This window comes from Methylomonas sp. 11b (genome assembly GCF_000515215.1).
In the GTDB taxonomy this organism is placed as follows: domain Bacteria; phylum Pseudomonadota; class Gammaproteobacteria; order Methylococcales; family Methylomonadaceae; genus Methylomonas.
Genome location: NZ_KI911557.1, coordinates 3379015 through 3405248 on the forward strand (window position 1 = coordinate 3379015; position 26234 = coordinate 3405248).

Annotated in this window: 30 protein-coding genes and 1 riboswitch; of the genes, 10 read left to right on the plus strand and 20 right to left on the minus strand. The window is 51.7% G+C overall.

The annotated features are described in order from the left end of the window. The first annotated feature begins 630 nt into the window (after window positions 1–630). The gene (locus METH11B_RS0116225; protein WP_026602919.1) at window positions 631–1095 is read left to right on the plus strand and encodes a hypothetical protein; all 465 of its coding nucleotides are present in this window, start codon (window positions 631–633) and stop codon (window positions 1093–1095) included. A gap of 74 nt (window positions 1096–1169) precedes the next feature. On the opposite strand, the gene METH11B_RS0116230 is transcribed toward METH11B_RS0116225, so the two are convergent. Genes METH11B_RS0116230 through rluD form a run of 3 tightly spaced genes read right to left on the minus strand, consistent with a single transcriptional unit; the run spans window position 1170 to window position 3706 of the window. Further along, a complete protein-coding gene (locus METH11B_RS0116230; protein WP_026602920.1) occupies window positions 1170–2045 on the minus strand; it encodes a ZIP family metal transporter in 876 nt (291 codons plus the stop codon). A gap of 1 nt (window position 2046) precedes the next feature. Then, window positions 2047–2772, minus strand: a complete 726-nt coding sequence (pgeF, locus tag METH11B_RS0116235; protein WP_026602921.1) for a peptidoglycan editing factor PgeF — start codon at window positions 2770–2772, stop codon at window positions 2047–2049. Beyond that, a complete protein-coding gene (gene rluD, locus METH11B_RS0116240) occupies window positions 2753–3706 on the minus strand; it encodes a 23S rRNA pseudouridine(1911/1915/1917) synthase RluD (protein ID WP_026602922.1) in 954 nt (317 codons plus the stop codon). Before rluD ends, pgeF begins: the two co-directional genes overlap by 20 nt. Window positions 3707–3789: 83 nt before the next feature. Between rluD and METH11B_RS0116245 the strand changes: the two genes are divergently transcribed. From METH11B_RS0116245 to METH11B_RS0116255, 3 genes are read left to right on the plus strand one after another with little or no spacing between them, the layout of a single operon-like run. Further along, window positions 3790–4635, plus strand: coding sequence for an outer membrane protein assembly factor BamD (locus tag METH11B_RS0116245; RefSeq protein WP_020483827.1), 846 nt, complete (start codon window positions 3790–3792; stop codon window positions 4633–4635). 45 nt (window positions 4636–4680) lie between these two features. Further along, entirely contained in the window at window positions 4681–5859 is a 1179-nt protein-coding gene (locus tag METH11B_RS0116250; RefSeq protein WP_231499627.1) for a hypothetical protein, read from the plus strand. 54 nt (window positions 5860–5913) lie between these two features. After that, complete coding sequence (locus tag METH11B_RS0116255; protein WP_026602924.1) at window positions 5914–6468, plus strand: DUF2058 domain-containing protein; 555 nt, start codon at window positions 5914–5916, stop codon at window positions 6466–6468. 73 nt (window positions 6469–6541) lie between these two features. Here METH11B_RS0116255 and trmB read toward each other — a convergent pair whose 3' ends face one another. The 6 genes from trmB to aroG all read right to left on the minus strand — a co-directional run bounded on the left by trmB (window position 6542) and on the right by aroG (window position 11256). Beyond that, complete coding sequence (trmB, locus tag METH11B_RS0116260; protein WP_026602925.1) at window positions 6542–7231, minus strand: tRNA (guanosine(46)-N7)-methyltransferase TrmB; 690 nt, start codon at window positions 7229–7231, stop codon at window positions 6542–6544. 222 nt (window positions 7232–7453) lie between these two features. Then, the gene (locus tag METH11B_RS0116265; RefSeq protein ID WP_020483831.1) at window positions 7454–7975 is read right to left on the minus strand and encodes a hypothetical protein; all 522 of its coding nucleotides are present in this window, start codon (window positions 7973–7975) and stop codon (window positions 7454–7456) included. Window positions 7976–8163: 188 nt separating this feature from the next. Continuing rightward, window positions 8164–8481 carry a hypothetical protein gene (locus tag METH11B_RS0116270; RefSeq protein ID WP_026602927.1) on the minus strand — a complete coding sequence of 106 codons (318 nt, stop codon included), beginning with the start codon at window positions 8479–8481 and terminating at the stop codon, window positions 8164–8166. Window positions 8482–8494: 13 nt separating this feature from the next. Then, complete coding sequence (locus METH11B_RS0116275; RefSeq protein WP_020483833.1) at window positions 8495–8686, minus strand: (2Fe-2S)-binding protein; 192 nt, start codon at window positions 8684–8686, stop codon at window positions 8495–8497. A gap of 509 nt (window positions 8687–9195) precedes the next feature. Further along, entirely contained in the window at window positions 9196–10173 is a 978-nt protein-coding gene (gene thiS, locus METH11B_RS0116280; protein ID WP_026602928.1) for a sulfur carrier protein ThiS, read from the minus strand. 3 nt (window positions 10174–10176) lie between these two features. Beyond that, on the minus strand, window positions 10177–11256 hold the full coding sequence (gene aroG, locus METH11B_RS0116285; RefSeq protein WP_026602929.1) for a 3-deoxy-7-phosphoheptulonate synthase AroG: 1080 nt from the start codon (window positions 11254–11256) through the stop codon (window positions 10177–10179). Window positions 11257–11362: 106 nt separating this feature from the next. Here aroG and METH11B_RS0116290 point away from each other — a divergent pair, with 106 nt between their 5' ends. Next, window positions 11363–12157 (plus strand): RMD1 family protein, encoded by a 795-nt coding sequence (locus tag METH11B_RS0116290; RefSeq protein ID WP_026602930.1) that lies wholly within the window; start codon window positions 11363–11365, stop codon window positions 12155–12157. 216 nt (window positions 12158–12373) lie between these two features. Further along, window positions 12374–13096, plus strand: a complete 723-nt coding sequence (locus tag METH11B_RS0116295) for a hypothetical protein (RefSeq protein WP_026602931.1) — start codon at window positions 12374–12376, stop codon at window positions 13094–13096. Here METH11B_RS0116295 and cobD read toward each other — a convergent pair. From cobD to METH11B_RS0116315, 4 genes are all read right to left on the minus strand, one after another. Continuing rightward, entirely contained in the window at window positions 13067–14086 is a 1020-nt protein-coding gene (cobD, locus tag METH11B_RS0116300; protein WP_026602932.1) for a threonine-phosphate decarboxylase CobD, read from the minus strand. The genes METH11B_RS0116295 and cobD overlap by 30 nt on opposite strands. Further along, window positions 14079–14996 carry an adenosylcobinamide-phosphate synthase CbiB gene (gene cbiB / locus METH11B_RS0116305; protein ID WP_026602933.1) on the minus strand — a complete coding sequence of 306 codons (918 nt, stop codon included), beginning with the start codon at window positions 14994–14996 and terminating at the stop codon, window positions 14079–14081. The genes cobD and cbiB overlap by 8 nt, the downstream gene beginning before the upstream one ends. Window positions 14997–15107: 111 nt before the next feature. Beyond that, complete coding sequence (locus METH11B_RS0116310) at window positions 15108–15683, minus strand: hypothetical protein (RefSeq protein ID WP_026602934.1); 576 nt, start codon at window positions 15681–15683, stop codon at window positions 15108–15110. A gap of 19 nt (window positions 15684–15702) precedes the next feature. Next, on the minus strand, window positions 15703–17526 hold the full coding sequence (locus METH11B_RS0116315) for a TonB-dependent receptor domain-containing protein (RefSeq protein WP_026602935.1): 1824 nt from the start codon (window positions 17524–17526) through the stop codon (window positions 15703–15705). A gap of 119 nt (window positions 17527–17645) precedes the next feature. Then, a riboswitch (cobalamin riboswitch) is annotated at window positions 17646–17863 on the minus strand. A 137-nt stretch (window positions 17864–18000) separates the two neighbouring features. Between METH11B_RS0116315 and fliW the strand changes: the two genes are divergently transcribed. Beyond that, window positions 18001–18459 carry a flagellar assembly protein FliW gene (gene fliW, locus METH11B_RS0116320; RefSeq protein WP_020483843.1) on the plus strand — a complete coding sequence of 153 codons (459 nt, stop codon included), beginning with the start codon at window positions 18001–18003 and terminating at the stop codon, window positions 18457–18459. 46 nt (window positions 18460–18505) lie between these two features. On the opposite strand, the gene panD is transcribed toward fliW, so the two are convergent. The 5 genes from panD to pcnB all read right to left on the minus strand — a co-directional run bounded on the left by panD (window position 18506) and on the right by pcnB (window position 22387). Next, a complete protein-coding gene (gene panD / locus METH11B_RS0116325; RefSeq protein ID WP_020483844.1) occupies window positions 18506–18886 on the minus strand; it encodes an aspartate 1-decarboxylase in 381 nt (126 codons plus the stop codon). A 98-nt stretch (window positions 18887–18984) separates the two neighbouring features. After that, a complete protein-coding gene (gene panC, locus METH11B_RS0116330) occupies window positions 18985–19836 on the minus strand; it encodes a pantoate--beta-alanine ligase (RefSeq protein ID WP_026602936.1) in 852 nt (283 codons plus the stop codon). A gap of 4 nt (window positions 19837–19840) precedes the next feature. Then, window positions 19841–20650, minus strand: coding sequence for a 3-methyl-2-oxobutanoate hydroxymethyltransferase (gene panB / locus METH11B_RS0116335; protein ID WP_026602937.1), 810 nt, complete (start codon window positions 20648–20650; stop codon window positions 19841–19843). Further along, on the minus strand, window positions 20647–21150 hold the full coding sequence (gene folK, locus METH11B_RS0116340) for a 2-amino-4-hydroxy-6-hydroxymethyldihydropteridine diphosphokinase (protein ID WP_026602938.1): 504 nt from the start codon (window positions 21148–21150) through the stop codon (window positions 20647–20649). The genes panB and folK overlap by 4 nt, the downstream gene beginning before the upstream one ends. Then, complete coding sequence (pcnB, locus tag METH11B_RS0116345) at window positions 21137–22387, minus strand: polynucleotide adenylyltransferase PcnB (RefSeq protein WP_409521202.1); 1251 nt, start codon at window positions 22385–22387, stop codon at window positions 21137–21139. The genes folK and pcnB overlap by 14 nt, the downstream gene beginning before the upstream one ends. 387 nt (window positions 22388–22774) lie before the next feature. Here pcnB and METH11B_RS0116350 point away from each other — a divergent pair, with 387 nt between their 5' ends. From METH11B_RS0116350 to METH11B_RS0116360, 3 genes are read left to right on the plus strand one after another with little or no spacing between them, the layout of a single operon-like run. Next, entirely contained in the window at window positions 22775–22954 is a 180-nt protein-coding gene (locus METH11B_RS0116350; RefSeq protein WP_020483849.1) for a hypothetical protein, read from the plus strand. Next, window positions 22955–23419, plus strand: a complete 465-nt coding sequence (locus METH11B_RS0116355; protein WP_026602940.1) for an RDD family protein — start codon at window positions 22955–22957, stop codon at window positions 23417–23419. Window positions 23420–23478: 59 nt separating this feature from the next. Beyond that, window positions 23479–23865 (plus strand): hypothetical protein, encoded by a 387-nt coding sequence (locus METH11B_RS0116360; protein WP_026602941.1) that lies wholly within the window; start codon window positions 23479–23481, stop codon window positions 23863–23865. A gap of 79 nt (window positions 23866–23944) precedes the next feature. On the opposite strand, the gene lptG is transcribed toward METH11B_RS0116360, so the two are convergent. Next, the gene (lptG, locus tag METH11B_RS0116365; RefSeq protein WP_036277702.1) at window positions 23945–25012 is read right to left on the minus strand and encodes an LPS export ABC transporter permease LptG; all 1068 of its coding nucleotides are present in this window, start codon (window positions 25010–25012) and stop codon (window positions 23945–23947) included. Next, window positions 25012–26145 carry an LPS export ABC transporter permease LptF gene (gene lptF, locus METH11B_RS0116370; protein ID WP_026602943.1) on the minus strand — a complete coding sequence of 378 codons (1134 nt, stop codon included), beginning with the start codon at window positions 26143–26145 and terminating at the stop codon, window positions 25012–25014. The genes lptG and lptF overlap by 1 nt, the downstream gene beginning before the upstream one ends. Window positions 26146–26234: the final 89 nt, after the last annotated feature.

The following is a 26234-nucleotide window of genomic DNA, read 5'->3' on the forward strand; positions in this document are numbered from 1 at the left end:
TACCTACTAATCTGTATATAAATTGAAACGGATAGCCTGTATAGCTGTGAGACAAGTAACAGAATACGTTCTATGGAAAATCAATTAGTTATTCAAGCCGTTTCTACTACCTGGGGATTATAAGCTGCAAAAAATTTATTTTATTTTTTGCGGCGGCGCGGCTTTGCGGGACAAATTGAATGGATTGTAGTGTGTTGCCGAAATACGCCTCACCTATACACAACCCCAAATCGCAAGCAGAAAAATATCAAACAGCTCATCGGCGGGATAAGAGCGCGGCCTTGGAACCATTAGCTTCGTTCTAGCTCTAATAGGTAAGTTCAAAGATGACTCTAGCCCAAGACAAGGGGGCGGCAAGGAATCGCAAAACGGCGCACGTGGTTTGTCCAAAAGGAAAGGTCACATTAGTTGTATTTATCCGAAACGTGGACTATGTTTCCAGCACCTAAAGTAAAACGACTGGTTGACGCTATATAGGACAAGCAAGACGGTCAAAGCCAATCAACTTACGGGCAATGGGAGCAGTCCGGCAACTTGATTTTCATGTTTCCCGCATTGAGGGCAGTGAGTGTTGGCCCAGACCTTATTAAACATCCGAGGGATACAGCTAAGTACTACCAGAGCGTCTTTATGATATTGATTATTAAAAATATCCCGTCTATTACGCAAGAAAGCGAGTTGGGGGAATTTGTCGCCCCCGCCCTCAAGTTTTGTCTGTTACTTCCCTTCAAGCTTGGCAATATTCTGAAAACGGACATCTTTTGTCTTAAAAATATCAAGACCAATGTGCTGTCGTTTCACGGCCGTATTTTTATTGACGATGAAAAAGCCGGTAAACTTGCCATCAAAAAACTGCATGGCAAGCGCTTCAAAAATAAAATCGTCGAAGTCAGAGAATATTTTATTCGTTCGCACAAAAACGACAGACGCTTAACGCAAAAGCCGGTATCGACAGACATACTCGAAAAGCGTAAAGGCGAACGGCGCTGCAATATCAAGCATGAAGGGCAAGCCGCTGCTTACACGAATGTATTCGATACCGAAAACATTTATCAAATTAGCCGCCGATTGCGAGATGACGCTTATGATTACTAAGCCACGGCACTGGCAGTCTAAGTTTTGTCCGTACGGCGAAGAGATAGCTGAATCGTGACCTTATAAAGTCTGGATCAAACAATACCTGTTTGCTCCACTCTACCCTCGTCAATTTTGCCTTCAAACCGATGCGCTATGCTCTGCATCACCAAAATCAACACCACCCCTGCCAAAATAAAACCAATCTGTTGCAATGAGGTTTTGATGTCGGTCTTTTGATGTAAAGAGGGGATCAAATCGGCAACCGCAATATAAATAAAACTGGAGGCCGCCAAAGTTAAAAAGTAGGGCAAGATGTGATGCAGGTCACCCAGACTGAAATACGCCAACACGCCGCCAACCACCGTGCTTAAGCTGGCAAGAACGTTGTAAAACAAAGCTTCGCCGCGTTTGTAACCACTGTGCAGCAATATGGCGAAGTCGCCAACTTCTTGTGGAATTTCGTGCGCCGCCACCGCTAGACTGGTGACGATACCCAACTGCACGTCGGTTAGAAACGCCGCGCCGATCAGCACACCATCGACAAAATTATGGATGCTGTCGCCGAGGATGATAAACATGCCGGCAGGGCGGTGGCCGGCGGGTTGGACAGAATGACTATGGCCGTGGTCGTGATGCTGGTGGTCGTGCGATTCTTCGCCGTGGGCTTCGCAGGCGTGAGAATGGCAGTGCCGCCACACCAGTAGTTTTTCCAACACAAAAAATAGCAGGATGCCGGCTAGAATCGTCGCTGAGAGGCTAGACATATCCTCGACCGGCACTTCTTCGAAAGCGTGCGGGATCAAGCCGCAAAATGCGCCGGTCAATAAAGCCCCAATCGCAAAGCTGATGCCGTGCGGCAGCACATGCTTTTGCTTGTGTTCCGGCAGCAATAAAAAGACCGCAGCAGCCAGCACGCTAAGCACACCACCCAGCGCGGTAAACAAGATAATCGACAACAACACAGTCAAATTAGTCTCTCCAAATCAGGCTGGCCATGCGGCCAGTGGTCGCGCCGTCGCGGCGGTACGAGTAAAAACGATGAGGATCGGCGACTGTACAGAAGTCGCCACCGTACACTTGTTCCACGCCCAGTTCAGCAAGTTTAATGCGCGCCAAGCGGTAAATATCGGCCAGCCATTTGCCTGGCTGCCTGGCACGAAATGCCACTGCGGTAATCGGGTTGTCTTTAATAAAAGCGTCCCGCACCTCGTCGCCGACTTCGAAATTATCAGGGCCTATCGCCGGACCCAGCCAAACATGCACATCCTGACAACTCATTGCATACAGGGTTTCGGCGATGATGCCGGCCTGCAAGCCGCGCCAACCGGCGTGGGCGGCGGCGACCACTTCGCCGTCGTCGCCACAGAATAGTACCGGTAGACAATCCGCCGTCAGTATCGCGCACACCGTGCCGGATTGATCGGCAAAGCTGGCGTCCGCTTCCTCCAGACCCTCGGTTTCGTCGGCGTTCACCACGCGTGTGCCGTGCACTTGCTGTAGCCAGACCGGTTCGGACGGCAGTTGCAGCATATCCTTGATGATGTAGCGGTTGGTTTTAACGTGCTGCGGGTCGTCGTTGACGTGGCTGGCCGGATTCAAACTGGCGTAAGGGCCAGTGCTGACGCCGCCGGTGCGCAAGGTGACGGCGGCGTGCACATGCGCCGGCAGCGGCCAATCAGGCTTGATCCAATTCATTTTCGGCCAGTAGTTTCAATAGATTTTGCATGTCTTCGGGGATGTGTTGCTCCCATTCGCAATACTCGCCAGTTTCCGGATGCTCCAGACCTAGTTTGGCGGCATGCAGGGCCTGACGCTTGAAATTGCGCAAGGCGTCGGCCAGTGCCGGACTGCAATCGGCGGGCATTTGAAAGCGACCGCCGTAAACTTGATCACCCACTAGCGGGTAATTGATGTGCGTCATATGCACTCTAATCTGATGCGTGCGGCCGGTTTCCAGCTTCACGCGAATCAGAGTATGGCGCTTAAAGCGCTGTTCCAGGCGGTAATGGGTAATCGCTTCTTTTCCGCCGCGACGCACCACCGCATTACGTTTACGGTCCACCGGATGGCGGCCGATAGGCTCGTCCACGGTGCCGCCGGCAGTCATCCAGCCTTTTACCAGCGCCAGATATTCACGGTGGATACTGCGCTCCTGCAGTTGTTCGACCAGGCTGTTATGAGCCTGTAAGGTTTTGGCCACCATCAACAGACCGCTGGTGTCTTTGTCGATGCGATGCACAATGCCGGCGCGCGGCAGAGTATCCAAACTGGGTACATGATTGAGCAAGGCATTGACTAAAGTGCCGTCCCAGTTGCCGACCGCGGGATGCACGACCAAGCCGGCTGGTTTGTTGACGATGAGTAAAGAATCGTCTTCATAAATAATGTCTAGCGGGATTTCCTGAGGCGCGTATTCGATGACACGCTCGGCTTCGGCATCCAGCTCGATTTCTTCGCCGCCATCCAATTTTTCGCGGCCTTTCATGATCTCGCCATCCACCAATACCCGACCGGCTTTGATCCAGGTTTGCAGTTTGCTGCGCGAATAATCCGGAAACACTTCGGCCAGACACTGGTCCAGTCGCATACCCGCCAGTTCCTCTGGAACCCTTGCCGTCAATATCGTCATAGTCGTTTTTAAGTTATACTCGCGGCCAGAACGCCGCCAAAAGCTGCAAAAAACCCGCAATATTACAACGTGTTGATAAACGTATGCGATTAGTTTTAGTAAAAACCGTTTTTATCGCCAGTCTGGCTTGGATGCTGCAAGGCTGCGAAACCCTGGACGCCTTTATGAGCAAGGATTCTTCCGCCGGCAAAGAGGAAGAGTACGCCGGCTGGGATGACAAGATGTTTCATGAAAAAGCCAAGGAAGCGCTGGACAATAAAAACTACCAAAAAGCCGTTACCCTCTACGAAGCCCTGGAATCGAGGTATCCGTTCGGCGATTACGCGGCTCAGGCGCAATTAAATGTTGCGTATGCTTACTATAAAAACGACGATCCGGAAGCGGGCTTGGCCGCTGCCGACCGCTTCATTAAAATCCATCCGCGTAACCCAAATGTAGATTATGCCTATTACTTGAAAGGCCTGATCAATTACAACCGCGGCATCGGCTTTATTGATCGCTTCCTGCCCACTGACTCGTCACAGCGTGATCCCGGCCCCGCCAAGGATTCTTACGATAATTTTCAAGAGCTGATTCGGCGCTACCCCAACAGCCAGTACGTCGCCGACGCCAAACTGCGGATGATCGCACTCCGTAACAATATGGCAATGTACGAAGTCCATGTCGCCGACTTTTACATGCGCCGTAAAGCCTATGTCGCCGCTGTAAATCGTGCCAATCACATCATCAAGGAATATCAACGCACTCCGGCAGTGCCGTTTGCCTTGCAAATCATGCAGGACGGCTATCGGCAGCTGGGTATGGACGAATTGGCCGCCGATGCTGAACGGATTTACACCTTGAATTACCCGGCCGGTGCGCCGCAAGCCAATTACAAGGATGAAGGCGCCATTCAAAAAGTGTGGGACGCCATGGGTCTGGATAAATAAGGTTTGCGCCGTTTGAGCGTTTTGCGGCGCGCTTGCTTAAGATGGTTGCTGTTATATGCTGGCGCTGTCAACGCCGCCGAACCGGCGCCGCTGTTTCAAAACCGCTTTTTCCCGCTGTCGCAAAACACCGAGTTGGTTTGCGCTACAAGCCAGCAACAATTTACTCCCACCGCAGCGCTGGCAGACATCATCCGTTTTTACGAAGCCGACCATCCCGGCCTGCGTAAACAAGCGGTGGCCGTGCTGACCGATCATAAGAATCAGGACCATCTCGACGATTTGGCCGATTACCGCGAAGACTGCGCCAACAACACCGCCGGCGAACTCTGCGTACTGGAAAAATATTGGGATGACCGTGAAGCCGCGTGGCGGGCATTGGCCTTGTTCTACGACACCAAAACTGTGGTCAAACACAGCGATGACTATCGCTACGAAGTGCGGCGCTTCAACGCCGACCACCTGCGCCTGTTCGAAAAAGCCATTCGCAAGATTCCGGCCTTTTTAAGACAAAGCATCAGCAAAGCCAAACCGGTAGATAATCTGGAACAGGAAATTGCCGATAAACCGACGGTGATGCAGGAGCTGATACGCGATGCGTTTCAAGAAGACTACAAAAACAGCATCTGGCAGGATCACACTCACCCGTTGACGCTGGTGCCGGGCATAGGCTTTCGCTCGCAAACCGTGGCCCAGGTATTCAGCGGTCAGAATCTGATCGTGTTTACCGTGAAGGCTTTCGACAAAGGCAAGGAAGGCGGGACCTATCGCGACATCGGCGTGCAATATCTGGTGGATTTTCGCTTGCCTATCGTGGTGCATGAAATCGCTCACACCATCGATAATTTCCATTTCTGGAATGGCCAGGACGATCTGTATTTTTTCTACAAATACCACAAGATTTCCAACGACGAAGACATCATGAAAATCATCGCCGAGGCCAAATTGGCGTTGTGGCCGTCGAAATGGTTTGAGGCTTTCGAATATCTGGGTGAAGTGAACGAAGGCCGTTACGACGGTACCACGCAAGAAAAACTCGCCGAGTTGGTGGCGCAATACATCCTGATCCCGGAACGCTTGCAACAAAGCGCGCCGGCCGCCTATCAATGGCTGCGCGAAGACATTTTTCGCGGTATCGAATACCGTGGTTACGACCGCTGCGAGGTGCCGCTGACCAAACCATTGAGCTGGTGGCAGTACGCCACCGGCAAGATGCTGGGCCAGTAATACTTTGTGCTATGCTGACCTGGAATTTTAACCTTGCTAAACTGCTGTCTAGCCATGAAAAAACCGCAAACCCTATCCCTGCAAGAACAACTGCTTAAATCCGGTCTAAGTAACGACGCCAAGCTCAAACAAGTCAAAGCCGAGAAGCGCAAGCAAGGCAAGCTGGAACGCAATAATGGCGTCGAAATCGTCGATGAGGTCAAACTCAGCGCGGAACAACTGCGCCAGCAACAAGTAGAGCGCGACCGCGAACTGAATCGGCAACGCAAGCTGGCCGAGGAACAAAAAGCCCTGGGCGCGCAAATCAAGCAAATCGTCGACATGAACCGTATCGCTCAGGACGTAAACGGCTTGGCTTACAACTTCACCGACGACAACAAAGTCAAAACCCTATACGTGGCTGAAAAAGTGCGGGAGGCCATGATCAACGGCCGGGCCGGCATCGCCAAAATAGACGGACATTACGAGATTGTGCCGGCGGAAGTTGCCCGTAAAGTACAGGCGCGGGATAAAGCTAGTATTGTGGTGTTGAACGAAGCGACGCAAGACGTGGCGGCCGCCGACGATCCTTATGCGGAGTTTCAGATTCCGGACGATTTGATGTGGTGAAGACCGCCGGCTGAGCAGCGCCGGCAATTGCTTCGGCTCCGCTCAGCGACCGGGTTATCGCGTCTCGCCCCGTTTAAACCTTGCGAAAAATCAAATCCCAAACCCCGTGACCCAAACCCAAACCACGGTTTTCGAACTTGGTTAAGGGCCGATAAATAGGCCGCTCGCAGAAATCGTTGCTGGAGCTGCTGTTTTGCAAACCGGTGCCCGCCGACAAAATCCCCAGCATATCTTTGGCGTAATGCTCCCAATCGGTGGCGGCGTGAAAATAGCCGCCGGCCAGCAATTTTTTGTTCAGCAATTCCACGAAACTGGGACGGACGATGCGGCGTTTGTGATGGCGGCGCTTTTGCCAGGGATCGGGGAAGAACAAATGCACACCGGCCAGGCTGTGGTCGGCGATTTTTTGCTCCAGAATCTCGATGGCATCGTGATGGTAAATCCGTACATTGTTAATGCCGCGCTGTTCCAGCAACATCATTAAATGTCCGACGCCGGGCCGATGTACTTCGATGCCTAAATAGTTCAAATCCGGATTGGCTGCCGCCATCGCCGCCAGACTGTCGCCGTTACCGAAACCGATCTCGACGATCAACGGCGCCTGCCGACCAAAGGCTCGCTCGGCATCAAAATCAGCTTGCGGCGATAGGCAATACTTATCCCAATGGCTTTCCAGTGCCAGCTTTTGGCCGGCGGTAGCGCGGCCTTGGCGGCGGATGAAGCTTTTGATTCGGGTAGGGTCGATTTTTTGGAGTTCAATCATCGGAATAGCGACCGTTAAACGGGTGAAACTAAATATGGATTGCCGAGTATATCAGCTGAAGTTTAAACATCCGCTATGTCCAGGGAAGCGAAAAGCGTTTCCTGTAACTATTGCAGCAAATTAGTGCCGCATTCCGTCAGCAAAAAAGTGTGTTTTTCGTCAACGATAAGCTGCCGAAAAACACATATTAGAAACGTATTTATCTAAATTGTACAAACCGAATCAGTCGTCCTCTACACACAACTGGCCGGTAAATGGCGCGCTCTCATAAAGAATGTTGCCGGTAATTTCAAATTGTCCCCGACCGTCTTTAAAGGTTTTGCTGCCGCCAACCATCGTTAATAATTCTGTCGTCGCACCTTCAGGATTAAAAATCAGATCTTTAGTAAAAACCCGCCCCAGATCAACCGGCCCGGCACTCAATTTAATTGCCGACGCTCCGGTTAATTGACCCAGTCCATTTGCAAACAGCCCGGAGAATGCCGTTCCGGTCAGCTTCAGGTTTTTGCCTAATGTGGCGGTTAAGGTGCCGATAAAGCAAACTGGTGGCGCGCCGGGAGGTAGTGGTCCCAAAAAAGTTACATCGGGAAACTGGCGATCCCTGAATTTTAGAATATTGCAATCCGGGTCAACAGTGGACGGCTGTATTGTCCCACTAATATTTTTGCATATATATTGGTCTGCATATAAATTTCCGGATACTAGAGACATTAGCACCGCAATTGTAACTGTCGACAATTTCATGATGAAATCCTTAAGACTTTAAGATGGGAGAGGTGACTGATCTTGTTGCAGGTTATCATGACAAGTCATGCGCGAAATGCGCGATAGCATGCTACCAAGCATTTGATCAGTCTACGTTGAGCGCTTCACTAATGTAGTTGAGATAACACAAGTATCAAGCTATTCAACGAAGTTTGTATGCGAATGATCTACCTCAATTGCGTTAGCCGGGCTTGAGCGGCCATACCGAACGGGGAATCCGGCTCTTTTTGAAGAATTTGTTGCAACACCGATGCACTAGGTTGTGCCAATAACTCAACAGCCCTTAAGCGCACAGAGGGATGATGGGCATGCAAGGCCGCCAACTCCGTCAAATAAGTATTGGCGTCGTTTAACAGCTTCAGAACGACCTTTTCCGGATCTTCGGTAAACAAATCCCTTACCAATTCGCCGTATTGTTCCTGTAAGCGGATCAAGTCGCGGCGATCGAGTTTTTTCGGTTCGGTGGGATCATCGCAACAGGCCATTACCTTATGCTTCTTAAGTATGATCGAATATAAGTTGCTGCAATTCGAACTCGCAACCACCGCATCCCGACGCAGCGCCGGTGATGCGGGAGATTCTTTCGGGATCGACGATACCCTCGGCTAGCAGGGCTTTGATTTGCTGCTCGGTGGTGCCGCTGCAATAGCAAAGCACATTGTTCTCAGTGTTTGGTTGAACGGCGTTCATAATCTAGGCATTTAGCGTATCGAGGCAAGTTCCGTTACGGCGGTTTCACTCAACATGTTTGGCTTGAAATGTTGGCTCAACAAGCCCTATGGGATTGTTAACCCAACCTACATTCCGTATTTAAAAGTTACAAAGATAAAAAATCCAATTGAAGTTACTGCAACTATCAGTATTACTCTCTTTTGTAAACTCTCGAAATCCAAATTTGGGATTATAGTATTTAATAAAAAATAGACCCCAAGAGTAATCGCTAAAATCAGAAGTTTTATTACTAAGCGCTCTGATATTTCCACGGAGTCTCCGCTTACCCGACCTACGTTCCGTATTTGATTGTCACAAAAACCAACAACGCCATAAAACCAGCTAAAACGCCCCAACCAATTCTGTTAGAAACATTTTCAGCATCGTTTTCGGAATAGCCAAGTTTCTGCAAAAAAACAGTAAAAGCTAAGTGGACCAACTTTAGAACAAATTTTATAGTTTCCTCCACTACCTAATCTAATACGAGCTTACAAAAACAAGCCATCAATCGGCGAAGAGGCCGAAGCAAAACGTTTACGCGGCATCCGTCCAGCCAGGAAGGCTTCGCGACCGGCTTCTATGCCTTTTCTCATCGCCGAGGCCATTAACACTGGATTTTTGGCTGCGGCGATGGCGGTGTTCATTAACACGCCGTCGCAGCCTAACTCCATCGCCATCGCAGCATCGGACGCTGTGCCGACGCCGGCATCGACCAGGATAGGCACCTTGGCGTTTTCGACGATGGTCAGGATGTTGTAAGGGTTGCGGATGCCCAAACCGGAACCGATTGGCGCGGCCAGCGGCATTACCGCCACGCAGCCAATTTCTTCCAGGCGCTTGGCGGCAATCGGGTCGTCATTGGTGTAGACCATCACGTCAAACCCCTCTTTGACCAGCAACTCGGCGGCTATGTAGGTTTGGGCCACATCGGGAAACAAGGTCAGTTGATCGGCCAATACTTCCAATTTGACCAATTTATGACCACCCAATAACTCGCGCGCCAAACGACAGGTGCGCACCGCATCTTCGGCAGTGTAACAGCCGGCGGTGTTGGGCAAAATCGTGTATTTGTCCGGTGAAATCACATCCAGCAAGCTGGGTTCTCCCGGATTTTGGCCGATATTGGTGCGGCGAATAGCGACAGTGATGATCTCGGCGCCGCTGGCTTCGGTGGCCAAGCGGGTTTCTTCCAAATCCTTGTATTTACCGGAACCGACCAACAGCCGTGACCGATAGTTTTTGCCGGCCAGCGTGAAATAGTCGTCTTGACCGCCGCCGATGGCCTGGACGATTTCCAGGCGGTCATCGTTTTGCAAGCGCTGGCTGGCGTGTTGGGTAAACGGCAAAATTTCCTTGTTCAATTCCACGGCGATGCGTTTGCCGGTTAAGCCCAAATCGGCAATTACGTCGGCAACGGTGGCGTTCTCGCCATATTCGCGATTGTCGCCATTGACCTGTATTTTCATGCTTTAAACCTTGTGTGTTTTCGCGGCGCGGCGGCGTTCTACGGCACCGGCCAAGTGATGTAACAATTCCGCGCTGTCTTCCCAGCACAAGCAGGCGTCGGTAATGCTTTGCCCGTAAGTCAGCGGCTTGCCTTCCTCGACATCCTGCCGACCACCAACCAGATGGCTTTCCACCATCGCGCCGATGATGCGGGTATCGCCGCCGCGGATTTGCCCGGCCACATCTTGCGCTACCAGCATTTGCCTTTCGTATTTTTTTGAGCTGTTGGCGTGGCTGAAATCGATCATGATGTTGGGGCGTAGGCCGGCTTCCACCAAGCCCTCGGCTACTTGCTCGACGCTAACTTCGTCGTAGTTCGGCCGGTTGTTGCCGCCGCGCAGGATGATGTGGGCGTCTTCGTTACCGCGCGTCGAAAAAATCGCCGAGCGGCCTTCTTTGGTCAAAGATAAAAAGTGATGCGGGCTCATCGCGGCGTTGATCGCGTCGATGGCAATTTTAATGCCGCCGTCGGTGGCGTTTTTGAAGCCGACCGGGCAGGATAATCCAGACGCCAATTCCCGATGCACTTGGCTCTCGGTGGTGCGGGCACCGATGGCGCCCCAGGAAATCAGATCGGAGACATACTGCGGTGTAATCAGGTCCAGATATTCGGTAGCGGCCGGCACACCCAGGTTGTTCACATCCGACAATAACTGCCGGGCCATGTGCAGGCCTTTGTTGATGTTGAAGCTGGAATTGAGGTCGGGATCGTTAATCAGGCCTTTCCAGCCCACCGTGGTGCGCGGTTTTTCGAAGTACACCCGCATCACGATCACCAGGTCATCTTTCAATTCGTCCATGATGAGTTTCAAGCGCCCGGCGTATTCCACCGCCGCTGCCGGGTCGTGGATAGAGCAAGGGCCAATAATCACCAGCAATCTGTCGTCGGCACCGGTCAGAATGTTGTGAATCGCTTCCCTGGTATGCAGAATGGTGGTTGCGGCCTGCTCGGTCATCGGGATTTCTTCATGAACCTGAATCGGCGCCACCACGTCCTTGGTTTCACAAATTCTTAAATCATCGGTGTTATAGTTAGTTGGCATGACACTCAGCAATACGCTTTCAGTAGATGGATTAATTGGCTATTTTAACCGTTTTGCCTGTCGGTGTTACAAACTAATGCCGAAACCGACCTAAGACAACCCGGACATGACAGACGACAGACCCATTAAACGCTGCCTGACGGTATGCCTGGCGCAATCGTTCGAATTCGCACAATTGCGGGAAAAACTGCTGGATACCACCCGTGCGCAACTGTTCAGAAACGCCCTGGTGATTGATTACAAAACCGGTTGCGCGATTGTGTTCTCCTATGGCGTAATGGTGTGTTGGAACCTCAATCTCGACGACCGCCGGGCCTTGCAGGATTTGTTGCTGGATTATGCGATCAAACCTGACGCCGAACCGCAGGAAGACAATTTCAGTTACGAAGTGGGCTGCGAGCAAGACCGTTTTCAGCATGATCACTTGGAGCTCCAATCGGCCGACTTCAAAGTGCTGTTGGCGCTGTCGCACGCGATGGCGCAATCGATCAAGTTGGCGGCTTTCGAAGGTCATGCCATCGACACGATCCGCGCCACCAGCCATTTACCGCAATCGCTGGCGCGGGAAGGCAAGATCAAACTCAACCGGAAAACCATGGCCATGATCCGCGGCCAGCTGTTCCTGACGAAGAGTGACATCATCCTGAATTACGACTTGCTGGATACCCCGGAATTTTTTTGGGAACATCCCGAATACCAGCATATTTATTCAATGGCAGCCAATTACCTGGAAATTCAGCAACGCACCGACGTATTGTCAAAAAAGCTTGAGACGATACATGAGCTGCTGGAAATGCTGGCAGATGAACAAAAACACCAGCATTCCTCGGCCTTGGAGTGGATCATTATCTGGCTGATTGCCGTGGAGATTGTGATGTCGATTTTGGACAAGCTTTTTTAGTTAGCCCGACTCTCAGCGTCCCAATTTGACAACTGGTTTGTAGCAAGCTAACGCTTGCCCAGGAAAATCAAGGGTTGACGGTATCGACCGGCTGCCGCGATAATCGGCACAGAGATTGAACTCGCTCACAAAAATATTGGTATCCCCTGCGCCTCCACTTAGTCTTGCTGCTAAGTCTAAGAAGTCGTATCACTAAATTTACTTTAAGGACAAACCATGAAAATACTATCTGCCCTATTAGCGACGTTTTTGTATTCGGCTAACGCGACTGCGGCTCTTGAATTTACTTTTTCAGGCGATTTCGTCAATTTCAGCACCGGCAATTTTTCAGGGCAAGTAACCGTTGATGTCTTGTCACCGAGCTCCAGCGACGTTTTTCCGGCGTCAGGCAGCGAATCCGCCAGTTTACGTTTGGGCTACTCGCTAAGCGCTCCGCTTTCCATATTAGCTAACGGACAAGCGCTGGAGATCGATAACGACCATGCTGTGCTAAATATCGTCGATAACACCACTATCAGTGAAGCTCAGATAAACAGTCAAGGATTTACCGCCGCCCAAGTAATGCCGGGTACTTATGACATCCTGACGCTCCATATGGAATCGGCGAGCAACCAATACGATGAAAATGGCCTGTTGGTATCCGGTGCGGAATTTTCGGTGACAGCTTTTTTTAATCAGCTATTACTGGGCGGGGTAGACCTTGATCCCACTAAATTGCCCAGCCTGTTTGGCTTAGCCTTTGCCGATAATTTGAAGTTTTTGGTGTTTGAAGTGAACCGAAAATTAGGCGACAGCGAAGACTTTCGTGGCGCCGGCATCATTACCGCCAGTGACATTGTCGACACTCACGTGTTTACCCCCGTGCCGTTACCTGGCGCGGCGTGGCTATTTGCAAGCGTTATCGCCGGATTAGGTTTGCGGATGCGCAAACCAGCTTAATTGCCTGATATCAGGATGAGTCAGCGCCTGAGCCAAGCGTTGCCAGGCTGACTCGTCCTTCGGTAAGCCGAAACGCAGACTTGCAGGCTCCTGAAACAAGCGGGTCAGAATACCCTGCCCAGCCAATAGATCGTGTAGCTTAGCCGCCTGTTCGCATTTCACCCATTGAAACAAATCGCAGCCACCGCCCGGTGGCCAGCCGCAGTCGGTCAAAAGCTGTCTCAGGCGCAGGCTTAGCATTGCTAATGATGCAGCATTGGCTGATTGCCAGTTTTGATCGGCCAACGCCAGCGCCGCGACATAGCGGCCGGGATGACTGATAGTCCATGGCCCCAGCAACTCCGCAAGTTTCGCCAACAAATCCGGCTGGGTAATCACGAAGCCGCAACGAATGCCGGCCAAGCCGAAAAACTTACCCACCGAACGCAATATGATCAAGCCAGGCCGCACCGCTAATGGCGCTAGACTGTATTCAACAGGCAGGCTGTCTATAAATGCTTCGTCGATCAGCAGCCAGCCGCCGCGCCGGCTAAGACTTTCATGCCAACTCAATAGCTGTGGCCGGCTCCATAGTCGGCCGGTGGGGTTATTGGGATTGACCAGAATCAACACATCCAGCTCTTCCAGACGGTCGTCAATTGCATCCGCCTCGACTCTGACAACTTGATGCCCGGCTTTTTGCCAACTGCCGGCATGCTCGGCATAGGCAGGATGCAGTACGCCAACCCGCGATTTTGGTCGTAACAAAGGTAATGATTGAATCGCCGCTTGCGACCCGGCTACCGGCAGCAAGGAGTCGTTTTGGTAGTAAGCCCGTGCCGCCGCAAGTAACTCGTCATCATCTTCCGGCAGGCGTTGCCAGCATTCGGTGGGTATAGGCGGCACGGGCCAACCGTTGGGATTGATACCGGTGGACAAATCCAGCCAATCTGTCAGAGCAATACCATATTGGCTTGCGGCTAGCCGCAAGCGCCCACCGTGCTCAAGCAATTACATCTCCCACAGCAATCACGATCAGCCACAACAGCAGAGCCCGGTACATCAGGTTGCATGCGCGCTTAATATCGTCGTTTTCCGGTAGTTGGGAGCCGCCGAACCAGGGCTTTTGTTTCAGTTGGCCGTGATAACAGGCCGGCCCGCCCAGTTGCAGCAGCAACGCGCCACCGCCAGCGGTCATCACCGGCCCGGCGTTTGGACTTTCCAATAGATGCGCTTGCGTCTGCCAGGACTTGATGGCCTGTGCGGTGTTACCGAGCAGGGCATAGCTCAATGCCGTCAAGCGTGCCGGCAGCCAATTCAACAAATCGTCGAAGCGGGCAGCGGCCCAGCCGAAATATAAATATCGTTGATTTTTGTAACCCCACATGGCGTCCAGGGTATTACTGAAGCGGTAGAGCAAGGCGCCGAACGGCCCCAATATGACAAACCAGAACAAGGGCGCAAATACCGCGTCGGCACCGTTCTCCAGCACCGATTCGATGGTTGCGCGGCGTACATCGATTTCGGTCATCGCTTTGGTTTCACGGCTGACGATTTTGCCCACCTGTTGCCGCGCTAATGGTAAATCGCTATCCGACAAGGCGGAATGAACGGCCAGCGCATGTTGTTGTAAGCTGCGGGCAGCGATACAAAAATATAAAACCAGTACCTCGACAGCAAGTTGCAGTGGCGGCCAACTCGGCAAAAGCAGCAACCATAGCAGGCAAGGCATTAAGACTATCGCCACCGCCAAAAAACCGCTGACGCGCTGGCGAACAGCCGCTTGCTCGTTGTTTAACAGTCGCATTTCCACAGTGCTCGCCCATTTGCCGAACATCACTAATGGATGGTAGGCATTACGCGGCTCGCCCAGCCAAAAATCGATAGCGACGGCCAGCAAAATGCTGATGGTGAGAATCATGATTAACGCTGGATAAACAGGTATTGCAAAACTGGAAGAACGGCTGGGGTTAACAAAACTGACACGATCTCGATTGCGGGGCGATGAAAATCGCCCCGCTGGGTTGAATGCTTAGATGGCTTCGCGAGTGGCTTTGGCGGCCAGCAAGGATTTTACAGCACTGACCAGAGCGAAAATGACCACGCCATAGATCAAGGTATTCGTCAGGTAAGGCGGATAATACATCGCGACGCGCTCAATATATTGTGTGAATGAGCCGTTGGGATAGCGGCCGGACAGCCAGTAAAAGCTGCCGTTGGAAAACAAAAACGCGATGGAGGTAGCCGCTACCAGAGCCATCAAACGCTGTGCAACTGTGGCAACTGACAGCGCAGTGAATTGTCGGCACCATTTGCCACCCAGCCACATTGCGCCATAAGAAAACACCAGAAACCCGTAAGCCTTTGACACGCAAAAATCGCTGACGCCGAGTTTAGTGATCGCCAAATAATCAATCAGCACCGCTTCAGCTAGCAAAAAGGCGAACAAATAGCGACCGCCTAGCCATAAGCCGGCGAAAAAAAACACCGCCAGCGAAGCGTCCGGCAACGCAAACGGCGTACCGAAATGGTGAAAGCGGGTGGCAGCCATCAACGCCATCAGCGCTACCACGCCGGGTTTGACAGCCAGGGTTTGATTCAGATTCATAGGGTTCTCCAGAAAAGGTTTAGTAATTGTAATGGATCGAAAAATAGAAATTTCTACCGAAGCTGTTATAGGTGTTAACCGTTTGATAGCGTTTGTCGAACATATTATTCAGTTTGGCGCTTAACATCCAATTTTTGTCGATGCGATAAGCGGTGTGCAGATCGGCGGTCATGAAGCTGCCCAACCGCACGGTATTGGTACTATTATCGAAACGTTCGCCCTGAGCCAGCACGGAGGCGCCAATATCAACGTCGCCGAACGAACGCGAGACATCATAGGACAAGCTTTCCGTCACCCGACGCGGCAGGCGTAAATTGGTCTGCCTGTCCTTAGGCGTCATCAGGTTCATGCTCAACTTATTGTTCCAGCCGAAAATTTGCGTGGACACTTCCACTTCTATGCCGTCTATTTGCGCCTTGCCGATATTTCTGGCGGTGGATGGCGTACCACTGAATACAATCAAATCCTCGATATTGGTGTGATAAGCGCGCAGTTCCCAATTTGCCCAATCGTGACGTCCGGCAAAACCGGCTTCGAAACTGGTGGATTTTTCCGGCCGCAAACCAGGGTTACCGAAACCGGGGAAGTATAACTGATTGAAAGTCGGGGCCTTAAAGGCATTACCGAAACTGGCAAAAGCGCTGAGACCGTAATCCCAATTGAACCGCCAGCCGAAATTGCCGGTGACGCTGTCGCCGAAGGCTTGGTTTTCGTCCCAACGCAAAGAAGCATTCAAAAAATGCTTATCGAAGACCCGGCTATGCAGCTCGGCAAATGCGCCTACATCGTAGCGGGACGTTTCCGCGTAACGCGTGGTGCTGTCGATTTCATCAAAACGGTAGTCGGTGCCCAGCGTTAATTGGTGATCCTTATGCAAGGCCAATTCATTCAACCAGCTCGCATTCCAGCGCGTGGTGTTGAAACGACTGGTAAATCGACCGTTATGCCGAAATTGATCGGCATCGTCCACGCTTTGTCCTATGCGTAATGTGGATCGCCACATATCACTGAAATTAGCGCTGGCGGTCGCCCCCAACGTCTGATTGACAAACTCAGTGGTGCTACTGATGGAGTTGTCGATCTCGGTTTCGCCTTCGGCCCGCAGGAAAAACGCTTCCAATTCCGCGCCGTTGTCGAACCGATAACCGGTTTTGGCATTCAGACTGGTGTTGTTATAGCCGTCGCGATCCGGATTATAACCATTCGCAACGCTGACACCACTCAATGCATTGATGCCCTGGCTGCCCAATTGAGCGGCACCCAAGCTATACCACGCTTTGCCCCATTTGCCGTTGACGGCCGCCGAGCCATTATATGTGTCGTAAGAGCCGCCGCCGGCTTCCAGTGCGATGTTCGGCCGCTCGCTGTTGCCGCCCTTGCGGGTAAATATCTGAATCACCCCGCCAATCGCTTCCGAGCCATAAAGGCTGGATTGCGGGCCGCGAGTAATTTCCACACGTTCGATTTGATCGATGGGAATAAACTGAAACGCGCTGGTGCCGGTGGTCACCGAGCCGGCCTTGATGCCGTCGATTAAAACCAGTACATGATCGGAGTTAGTGCCGCGCAGATAGACGTTGGTGTCCTTGCCGTAACCGCCGCTTTGCACCATATCGACACCCGGCGTGCCTTTCAGTAACTCGGGTAGGGTTCTAACCTGAAGTTTCTCTATATCCTGGCGCGTATAAACCGTCATCGCCGTGGCCAACTCGTTCTGACGAGTTTCGGTTCGAGTAGCCGTGACAACTGTCTCGGCAAGGTTAATCGACTCGTCGCTAGTCGCCGCCAACACCGTAAAAGGCGTACTCGCCAGAAATAAAGATCTGTATAAAATTGATTGCATATTGTCCTCTGCGCCCGCCGCGCATCCGGGTGAAAAAGGACAGAGGAAAAACGGAAAACGAAAAAGGCGGAGGCAGGCTAGGCATGGACTCAGACCATTCCGTAAACAGCCCTCCGCTGTCTCGAATGATCTTCCGGGCCAGTCTCCGGGCTTATAAGTGGCTTTACGCCTGATCTACGACCTTCCCATGCAAAGCGCACAGTGGCAAAAACGCAGCTCTTTACTTATCTACCGTTGCGGGGGCAGCGTCGGCATGGGCGGTTAAAACCGCCGCACCGACTTCCTGTTTAAGCTTGGCCGAGAAAACGGCGCAAACACCTGAAAGAAGCGCGCAATTGTAGGGAGTCGGCCGCGATAAAGCAAGAATACCTGGTAGTTACCGACAATCCGCATTGCAAATACCCCTTTCCGTGCTATACATTGGTGCATTGATTAATGCTGTTAACTTAGACTTCAACGAATACGGGCGGGACTATGGAAATTCAATCGAAATTGTTAGGCAACCAAGACATCAATCCGGACACTATCATCAATTTTCCGCGCGGCCTACCCGGTTTCGAAGATCAGACCCGCTTTAAGTTATTTCATCAGGAAGGCAGCGAAATAGTGTTTTGGCTGCAATCGGTCGATAACGCGGAGCTAACCTTTTCCGCGGCGCATCCGGCCAATTTCAACATCAATTACAACTTTACGGTAACTGATCCGGAAGAAGCGCTGTTGCAAATAGAGCCGGGCGACGAGTTGGTGATTTTAATTCTACTGCACAAGGACAACGAGCAGGATAACGGCAAGCCGACTATCAAAGGCTCAATCAAGTCGCCGATATTGATCAACGCCAACAAACGCATCGGCATGCAAAAAGTATTGGTGGCTATTGAGCAAAGCATCACCCTGACCGAGAAAGTCAGCGAAATAGACGTATCGGAAGCTTAAAAATGCAAATAACCGCCGGAGACTGAGTCGCCGGCGGTTATTTAAATCAGGCGGCCTGAACAGGAATGGAATGACTGGAATGGCTAATATGATTGTTGCCGTCGAAATACACCAAAGTCGGCTTGTAGTTCTTCAGTTCCTTCTCATCTAGGCTAGCGAACGCGCAGACGATAATCAAATCGCCAGGACACGCCAACCTTGCAGCTGCGCCGTTAATCGAAAACACACCGGAACCTTCTTCGGCGCGAATCGCGTATGTGGTGAAGCGCTGACCATTGTTAATGTTATAAATATGGATTTGCTCGTATTCCCTAATCCCGGAAAAATCCAAAATTTTGCCGTCTATAGCACACGATCCTTCGTAATCCAGCTCGGAATGCGTTACCCGCGCACGGTGTAACTTAGCTTTAAGCATGTTTATGTTCATGGTAAACAAGGTCGAATACTAGGGCCGGCGATTATGCCTGAATTTAACCCTGCTATCAAATTTAAGCATTAGCTTTTACAGGCAAAAAAACAGTAACGTCAGATACTTGTTTTAGAAAAGTAGAGGTTATCGATTAGACGCGTCTTGCCCAGTCTGGCAGCAGCCAAAATCAGCAGATTAGAGTCGCTAGCGTAGGCAGGCAATAAATCCGCGCTACGACAGATACTGAAATAATCGACGGCAAAACCGGCTTGTTGCAGATTCTGCCGCTGCTTTTCAGCCACCGCCGGATAATCGTCATAGCCTGCCAAAATATCATCGCGCGCTGCGCACAAGGCTTGATAGAGCTTAGGTGCCTGTTGTCTTTGTTGTTCGGATAAATAGCCATTGCGAGAACTCATCGCCAGACCGTCATCTTCCCGAACCGTTGCCACGCCTTGGACGGTAACCGGTATATTCAAATCAGCAACCATTTGCCGAATTAGCGTCAGCTGTTGAAAATCCTTCTCCCCCAGCAGCAGCACATCGGGCTGCACCATATTCAATAGCTTGCAAACCACCAATGCCACGCCGTCAAAATGCCCGGGCCGGCTGGCCCCGCAATGCAGGGCCGACAAGCCGCTGACTGAAATACCGGTTTGCGTGGTTTGCGGATACATTTCAGTCACCGACGGCAAGAACAGTAAATCAGCACCGCTGGCTAGCAGTTTTTCCTGATCCTGCTGTTCGGTGCGCGGGTAACTGGCAAAATCCTCGTTCGGTCCAAATTGCGTGGGGTTGACGAAGATACTGACCACCACTTTATCGGCCCCTTGCCTCGCGGTGCTAACTAGTTTGATATGCCCGGCATGCAGATTGCCCATGGTCGGCACGAAACCGACGCTTTGCCCGTTTTGCCGCCATTGCAGGATTACCTCTCTCAACGCGGCGACGCTGGTGACTATTTGCATACGCTTAATAACTGTGTTCGGATGCTGGAAACTGCGCGGATTTTACCGCTTGATGATACAGGCGCACCGCCTCTTCTATGCTGGAGGCGTCGGCCATAAAATCTTTGGAAAAGCGCGGCCGCTTGCCGGTGCTGATATTCAGCATGTCGTACAGCACCAACACCTGGCCATCGCAATCAACACCAGCGCCGATGCCGATAGTGGGAATACTCAGCCGCTGACTTATTTCGGCGGCTAGCTGCGCTGGCACGCATTCCAACACTAAAAGACCGGCGCCCGCTTGCTCGATTTTTTCCGCATCCGCCACAATTTGCCGGGCTTGCTGTTCTTCACGCCCCTGCACTCTATAACCGCCTAAGCGATTTACGGATTGCGGCAACAGACCCAGATGGCCGCAGACCGGAATGCCTTGATCAGCTAGAAAGCGGATGACGTCGATCTTGGCGCCTTCCAGTTTAACCATTTGCGCACCGCCAGCCTGCATCAAGCTTGCCGCATTAAGCAATGCTTGCTCCGGCGTGGCATAACTGGCAAACGGTAAATCGGTAACGATAAAAGCTCGCTTTCTGGCCATTGCCACGCTACGGCTGTGATACACCATATCGTTCACCGTGACCGGCAAAGTGCTGCCATGCCCTTGAATCACCATGCCCAATGAATCGCCGATCAGCAGTACATCGATGCCGACCCGGTCCAGCAGCGCGCTGAAACTGGCGTCGTAAGCAGTCAGGCAACTGATTTTCTCACCGGCTCGTTTCATCGCCGCCAGATCACTGATAGTCAGCGTTTTTAAGGTATCGGCATATAAACTCATGCGGTTATTTTCCGCAAGCCGTCGGGTGGACAAGCTGCCAAGAGTTGCGACAATGAATCCAGGCCCGGAATCTTCAAATCGCTGCTGGCCACATCAGCCAAGGGGTACAGCACAAAGGCGCGCTTGGACAACTCCGGATGCGGCACAATCAGGTCCGGTTCATTAATGCTCTGTTGCGCGTAAAGCAATACATCCAAATCCAGCGTTCTAGCTCCCCAACGCACACTGCGCAGCCGGCCATGCTGGTTTTCGATTTGCTGTAATTGTCTGAGCAAAGCCAGGGGCTCCAACTCAGTAGAAATTCGCATTACCGCATTGACATAATCGGGTTGATCTTGCGGGCCAACCGGTGTGCTACGGTACAAGGGAGAAAAGGCAATTTCGGCCACGCCCGGCAAGGCCGAAATTTCCAGCCTGGCCCGATTGACATGATCGACAGAGTCTTCGAGATTGCTGCCCAAGCCAATATAGGCCTCGGCAGCTGACTTAGCTAGCGTCATTGCCGACGGGGGCTGGTTTGCCTCGAGAACGGTACCGGCCGGTTTTTCGGTTACGGGGTTTACCGCCGCCGGATTTTGGCGGCGCGGTCATTCTTTCCCGCTCCGCGTCATCGGCTTCTTGAAAACCTGTCCACCATTCAACCAGTTCCGGATCGGCGCCGCCTGTTTCCGCGCGTAGCCGCAAAAAGTCGTACGCCGCTCTGAATTTGGGCTGCTCCAGCAAACGATAAGGCCGGGGGCCAACCGTTCTGGAGAACTTGTTCTGCAAGAACCACACTTCGCGCATGGATTGGGTGATATGGCGCGGTAGTGCGGTCACCTTGATTTGTCTGGTCAGCACTTCGTTGGCGGCGTTCTGATAGGCCAGCGTTTCGTTTTCGCCGTGGGCGATGCGTCTTTGCGCAGCCAATTGCAGCGGTTCCCACAACAAGGCAGCCAGTAAAAAATAAGGTGTCAGGGTTTTGCCGTCGTTGAAGCGGGTGTCGGAATTTTCCAAGGCCCGGATCAAGAACAAGCGCGGAAAATCGTGGTCTTCGCTGGCGAGGCAGCGGTCGGTATCCGGAAATAAAATCGCAAACAAGCCGTAATGTCTGAGCATTTCGAAGGTTTGCAGGCCGTAGCCGGACAGAAACAACTTGATGACTTCGTCGTAAAGACGCGCCGAAGGGATGCTCTTCAACAAATCGGCTTGGGCGTAAATCGGTTTTTCGGTATCCGGATGCAGCGTAAAACCCAGCTTCACGGCAAAACGGATGGCGCGCAGCATCCGCACAGGGTCTTCTCTATAGCGTACTTCCGGGTCGCCGATTAGGCGCATCACCGCTGCGGCATGATCCTGCATGCCTCCGGTATAATCGACCACGGAAAAATCGCGGATGTTGTAATACAGCGCGTTAACTGTGAAATCTCGGCGCCAGACGTCTTGCTCTAGCGTACCGAACACGTTATCACGCAGTAAGCGACCGTCTTCATGCACCACATGCTGGTCGGATTCTTCCTGCTCGGAGCCGCGAAAGGTCGCCACCTCAATGATTTCACGCCCGAAAAACACATGCGCCAAGCGAAAGCGCCTGCCGATAATCCGGCAATTGCGAAATACTTGCTTGATTTGTTCCGGACTGGCGTTAGTCGCGACGTCGAAATCTTTGGGTTCCCTCCCCAGCAGCAAATCTCTGACACAGCCACCAACCAGATAGGCCTCGTAATCGGCTTTTTTCAGGCGTTGCAATACTTTCAGGGCATTTTCACTGATTTGCGCACGGGAAATGCAATGCTCTGAACGCGGATAAATCTTCACGGCACTCGACCCCGCCGACTCATTGACCGGTTCGGCAACTTGCTCAACCGGTGAAAAGATTTTTTTGAAGAAACTAAAAATGACTTTATCCCTTATTTTAGAATGACGTGTGCCAGATTTTTCGAGGCTTCGGGCGCGAACGTCCTAGCGGGCTTATCATAACACCTCGCCAGATTTAAGCTCAATCCAGCACATTCTTTTACATTCCCTTGTGTTAAATGTAGAATTTCGCCATTCGCCGAATATTTTGGTGTAATAACATAAAAATTGGCTGTACTTGTCGCCCTTAGGCCGGCGACGGGGAATTTATATCGGAGAGTGGAGCGTATGTTTAAAAAAATTTTACTGGGTTTTGTAGACCAGCCTGTATTTACTAGTCTATTCGTCGCCGATTTCGCGTTGTTGGTTTTCCATAGACCGCCCTTTCTGTTTTCCATTGTCATGATCGGCGCGTTGGTGGGCATGAGCATGTATATGGGGCAAAAACTGGCGATTTTCGACAAATAATTGCGACAATCCTCTAAATCAAGTATCCCAAAACCCGGCGCGGATTCACCGTCCGCGCCGGGTTTTTTGCGTCGGCTGGCAGCCGCTGGCTACGACGCTTTCTTACTGCTGGCGATATGGTTTTTCGCCACAGCCATCGCTCTGCCCTTCAACGCCGGCCAGGCATTCGCCAGTGATCAGTTTTTTTATCCGCTCTATCTGCTGGTCATCAGCTTTGTTTTTTACGGCTGGTTTTGGACTCACGGAGGCCAAACCCTGGGTTTGCGCGCCTGGAAAATAAAAGTATGTACTCTGGACGGTCAATCTCTCGATTGGCGGCAGGCCGGCATGCGCTTCGTGGGCGGCTTGTTATCCTGGGCTTGTTTGGGGCTGGGGTTTTTCTGGTGTCTATTCGATAAAAACGGCCAATGCTGGCACGATTCTCTGTCAAAAACCCGCTTGGTTTTTCAGGAAGAAAAGCGCTGACGGCAAAAGCGGATATGCTATATTCGCGGCTCGATCAATCTCTCACCCGGGAGCATACAATGAAAACAATAACAACACTTTTATCCTTGCTTGCTGCATTGGCGACATCTACAGCCAGTGCCGAGATCAAACTGCAAGACAATTCCAAGCTGCTGGGCAAATGGCAGGTTACACACGAAGCCTTGGCTCTTGATCGCGAAAAGAAGCCCCTGCATGTGACTTGGGAATTTCAAAAGGACGGCACCTTGATAACCACCGGTGAAGATGCGCGTAGCGGCATTGGCGAAATGACCATTCCGATCAAATATAGCGTGGCTGATGGTGTGATCAAAAAACAAATCACGCCAGGCAGGGAAAAATACGAAGATTGCGCTGTCGTGGAAATGGACGACAAAAATGTGGTGTTGAAATGTAAATTTCTTTATTTGTTCATGACTCGCAAATAACGGCAGTCATAAGGTTGGCCGACTCTCCACGGAACGGAAGCAATTGTTTTCCGTTCCGCAGAGGGGCCACTAATTCCAACTAGCTGACCCGCCTAACCGCGATCAGCGCCCCGCAAAATACCAACGCACTGGGCAACATTGCCATCAACATCGGATTCATGTCGTAAACCAGACCGACATGGCCGGCAATCCTGTCGAAAATGTTAAAGGTCATCCCAATCACGATGCCCATCATGATGCGCGCGCCGGTGCTGGTGCCGCGACCGATGCCGATCACGAACGGCGCCGACACCATCAACATCACAAAGGTCACAAACGGGTTGATCAAACGGCTCCAGAATGCCAACTCGTAAATTTGCGATTTTTGATTGTTCTGTTTCAGGAAGTCTATGTACATGAACAAATCGTAAAGCGACAGATTGTCGGATTTAACTACGGCCACTTTCAACAAATCCGAATCGATGCTGGATTTCCACGCCTGTTCGGCTTGGGTGCCGGCAAATATTTGCTGGCGATTGATTTCTGATTGTTTGACGCTTTCCAGACGCCATTGTTTATCGCCTAAAAACTGCGCATGCTCGGCTTGCGTGATGCGGTTGAGTTTATGCGCCTCATCGACATCGTAAATCCGCACGTCGGCCAGCGAGCCGTCATCGAGAATTTTCCGCACGTTGATAAAGCTGTTGCCCTCTCTCAGCCACATGCCATATTGGGAGCGCATCACCACGCCGTCATGTAGTGCCGTAGTTTTCAGCACTTGCGCGGCGCGCTCGCATGACGGCGCCACGAATTCGCCCACCAGCACGGCAACAGTCACCAGCAACAAACCCGCCAGCATAATGGTTCTGATGATCCAGGCGATTGATAAACCCGCGCCGCGCATCGCGACGATTTCGCGATTATTCGCCATCGAGCCCACCACGAACAAGCTACCCAGCAAAGCCGCCGACGGTACCAATTCGTAAAACACCCGTGGCGAGGTTAAGGTCAAAAACCACAAAATCTGTTTCAAGCCGTAACCGCCTTGCCCCAAATCTTTTAACTCATCGCTGAAGCTAAATAGGTTGAACAAAGTCAACAGCAATAACACCGCAATCAAGGAGCCCTTGACGACTTCCTTGACGATATAAATGGTCAATACGTTGATCATGCCAGCTTCTCCTTAAGACGTTGCGACAACCATTGCCAGCCGTATAAGCGCATCAACATCAATAAACCCAATACCAGTAATAAAGTATCCACCCAGAAGTAGCCCAACCAGGACGGTAACGCCCCGCTGATCACCCAGCTGTGATTAACCCGTTGCAAATTGCCGTACACGAAATAAATCCCGAAAGCCACCAGCATACTGCCGTATATGCCGCCGCGCGGCGACAGTTTGGCTAAGGGTACCGCCAGAAAAGCCAATAAAAACACCCCCAACGGCGTGCTGAAACGGTCTTGCAATTCGGCGACATCCCGCAATTCTGGCGACAGCCATAAATTCTCGGTGGCAGCGGCCTCGCGCCCCAAATTCAAAATGGTGACCTTTTTTTCGATCAACACGGCATATTCTTTAAACGCCTCAATGGTGAAATCCTTGTTACCGGGTACGCCTTGAATTCGCTCGCCATTTTCCAACACCAGATACAAACCGCCGGGCAGATTTTTCAACCAGCCGTATTCGGCATTCACCACGCCGGTTTTGTCGCCTTGTTTGTTTTGCACAAACACCTTATGCATGCGGCCTTCGTCGTCGACGTTTTCGGTGTAAAAAATCAACTCGCCGTCGCTGTACTCGCTGAAGCGGCCGGCGGCGATGCCGCGAATATCGGCATTTTGTTTATCCTGATGCATCAACTGCTCAGTTTTGGCCTCCGCCCACGGCGAAGCCAGCATCGATAGCGCCATACCCGCCAGACTTAACGGTACCACCAGCATGAATATCGCCCGATAAATGGTAAACACGCTGCCGCCGGCCGACGAAATCGCCGCCATCTCCTGCTCGCGATACATGCGGCCCAACACCATTAACACTGCCATGAACAGCGCGGCCGGCAAGAAGGTAGTAGTGGCGATGATGATTTTCAAACCCAATAAGGTCATCACCGTATCGTTGGCGATATTGCCCTCGATAGCTTGCGCCAACACCTTGATAAATTTGCGGCTGACGATGATCACCACCAATACCACCAATACGGCGGTGACTGTCTGAAACAGCTCCTTGATTATCATTTTATCCAGCACCGTCAACAGCCGGAAAGGTCGGCCCGCGCTGGGTAATCCTCGCTCAATGCTCAACAACTCACTCCTAATTTCTAAGGTATAATCGAACCACAGACCGCTGCACCCGGCGCAAACCCTCAATCCCAGACACTTACAGACTATTC

Excerpts from the sequence above, each read along its gene's own strand:
- METH11B_RS0116225 (WP_026602919.1), top strand. The coding sequence starts at position 631 with ATGATATTGATTATTAAAAATATCCCGTCTATTACGCAAGAAAGCGAG.
- pgeF (WP_026602921.1), bottom strand. The coding sequence starts at position 2,772 with ATGAATTGGATCAAGCCTGATTGGCCGCTGCCGGCGCATGTGCACGCC.
- rluD (WP_026602922.1), bottom strand. The coding sequence starts at position 3,706 with ATGACGATATTGACGGCAAGGGTTCCAGAGGAACTGGCGGGTATGCGA.
- METH11B_RS0116245 (WP_020483827.1), top strand. The coding sequence starts at position 3,790 with ATGCGATTAGTTTTAGTAAAAACCGTTTTTATCGCCAGTCTGGCTTGG.
- METH11B_RS0116255 (WP_026602924.1), top strand. The coding sequence starts at position 5,914 with ATGAAAAAACCGCAAACCCTATCCCTGCAAGAACAACTGCTTAAATCC.
- trmB (WP_026602925.1), bottom strand. The coding sequence starts at position 7,231 with ATGATTGAACTCCAAAAAATCGACCCTACCCGAATCAAAAGCTTCATC.
- METH11B_RS0116265 (WP_020483831.1), bottom strand. The coding sequence starts at position 7,975 with ATGAAATTGTCGACAGTTACAATTGCGGTGCTAATGTCTCTAGTATCC.
- METH11B_RS0116270 (WP_026602927.1), bottom strand. The coding sequence starts at position 8,481 with ATGGCCTGTTGCGATGATCCCACCGAACCGAAAAAACTCGATCGCCGC.
- METH11B_RS0116275 (WP_020483833.1), bottom strand. The coding sequence starts at position 8,686 with ATGAACGCCGTTCAACCAAACACTGAGAACAATGTGCTTTGCTATTGC.
- thiS (WP_026602928.1), bottom strand. The coding sequence starts at position 10,173 with ATGAAAATACAGGTCAATGGCGACAATCGCGAATATGGCGAGAACGCC.
- aroG (WP_026602929.1), bottom strand. The coding sequence starts at position 11,256 with ATGCCAACTAACTATAACACCGATGATTTAAGAATTTGTGAAACCAAG.
- METH11B_RS0116290 (WP_026602930.1), top strand. The coding sequence starts at position 11,363 with ATGACAGACGACAGACCCATTAAACGCTGCCTGACGGTATGCCTGGCG.
- METH11B_RS0116295 (WP_026602931.1), top strand. The coding sequence starts at position 12,374 with ATGAAAATACTATCTGCCCTATTAGCGACGTTTTTGTATTCGGCTAAC.
- cbiB (WP_026602933.1), bottom strand. The coding sequence starts at position 14,996 with ATGATTCTCACCATCAGCATTTTGCTGGCCGTCGCTATCGATTTTTGG.
- METH11B_RS0116310 (WP_026602934.1), bottom strand. The coding sequence starts at position 15,683 with ATGAATCTGAATCAAACCCTGGCTGTCAAACCCGGCGTGGTAGCGCTG.
- METH11B_RS0116315 (WP_026602935.1), bottom strand. The coding sequence starts at position 17,526 with ATGCAATCAATTTTATACAGATCTTTATTTCTGGCGAGTACGCCTTTT.
- fliW (WP_020483843.1), top strand. The coding sequence starts at position 18,001 with ATGGAAATTCAATCGAAATTGTTAGGCAACCAAGACATCAATCCGGAC.
- panD (WP_020483844.1), bottom strand. The coding sequence starts at position 18,886 with ATGAACATAAACATGCTTAAAGCTAAGTTACACCGTGCGCGGGTAACG.
- panC (WP_026602936.1), bottom strand. The coding sequence starts at position 19,836 with ATGCAAATAGTCACCAGCGTCGCCGCGTTGAGAGAGGTAATCCTGCAA.
- panB (WP_026602937.1), bottom strand. The coding sequence starts at position 20,650 with ATGAGTTTATATGCCGATACCTTAAAAACGCTGACTATCAGTGATCTG.
- folK (WP_026602938.1), bottom strand. The coding sequence starts at position 21,150 with ATGACGCTAGCTAAGTCAGCTGCCGAGGCCTATATTGGCTTGGGCAGC.
- METH11B_RS0116350 (WP_020483849.1), top strand. The coding sequence starts at position 22,775 with ATGTTTAAAAAAATTTTACTGGGTTTTGTAGACCAGCCTGTATTTACT.
- METH11B_RS0116360 (WP_026602941.1), top strand. The coding sequence starts at position 23,479 with ATGAAAACAATAACAACACTTTTATCCTTGCTTGCTGCATTGGCGACA.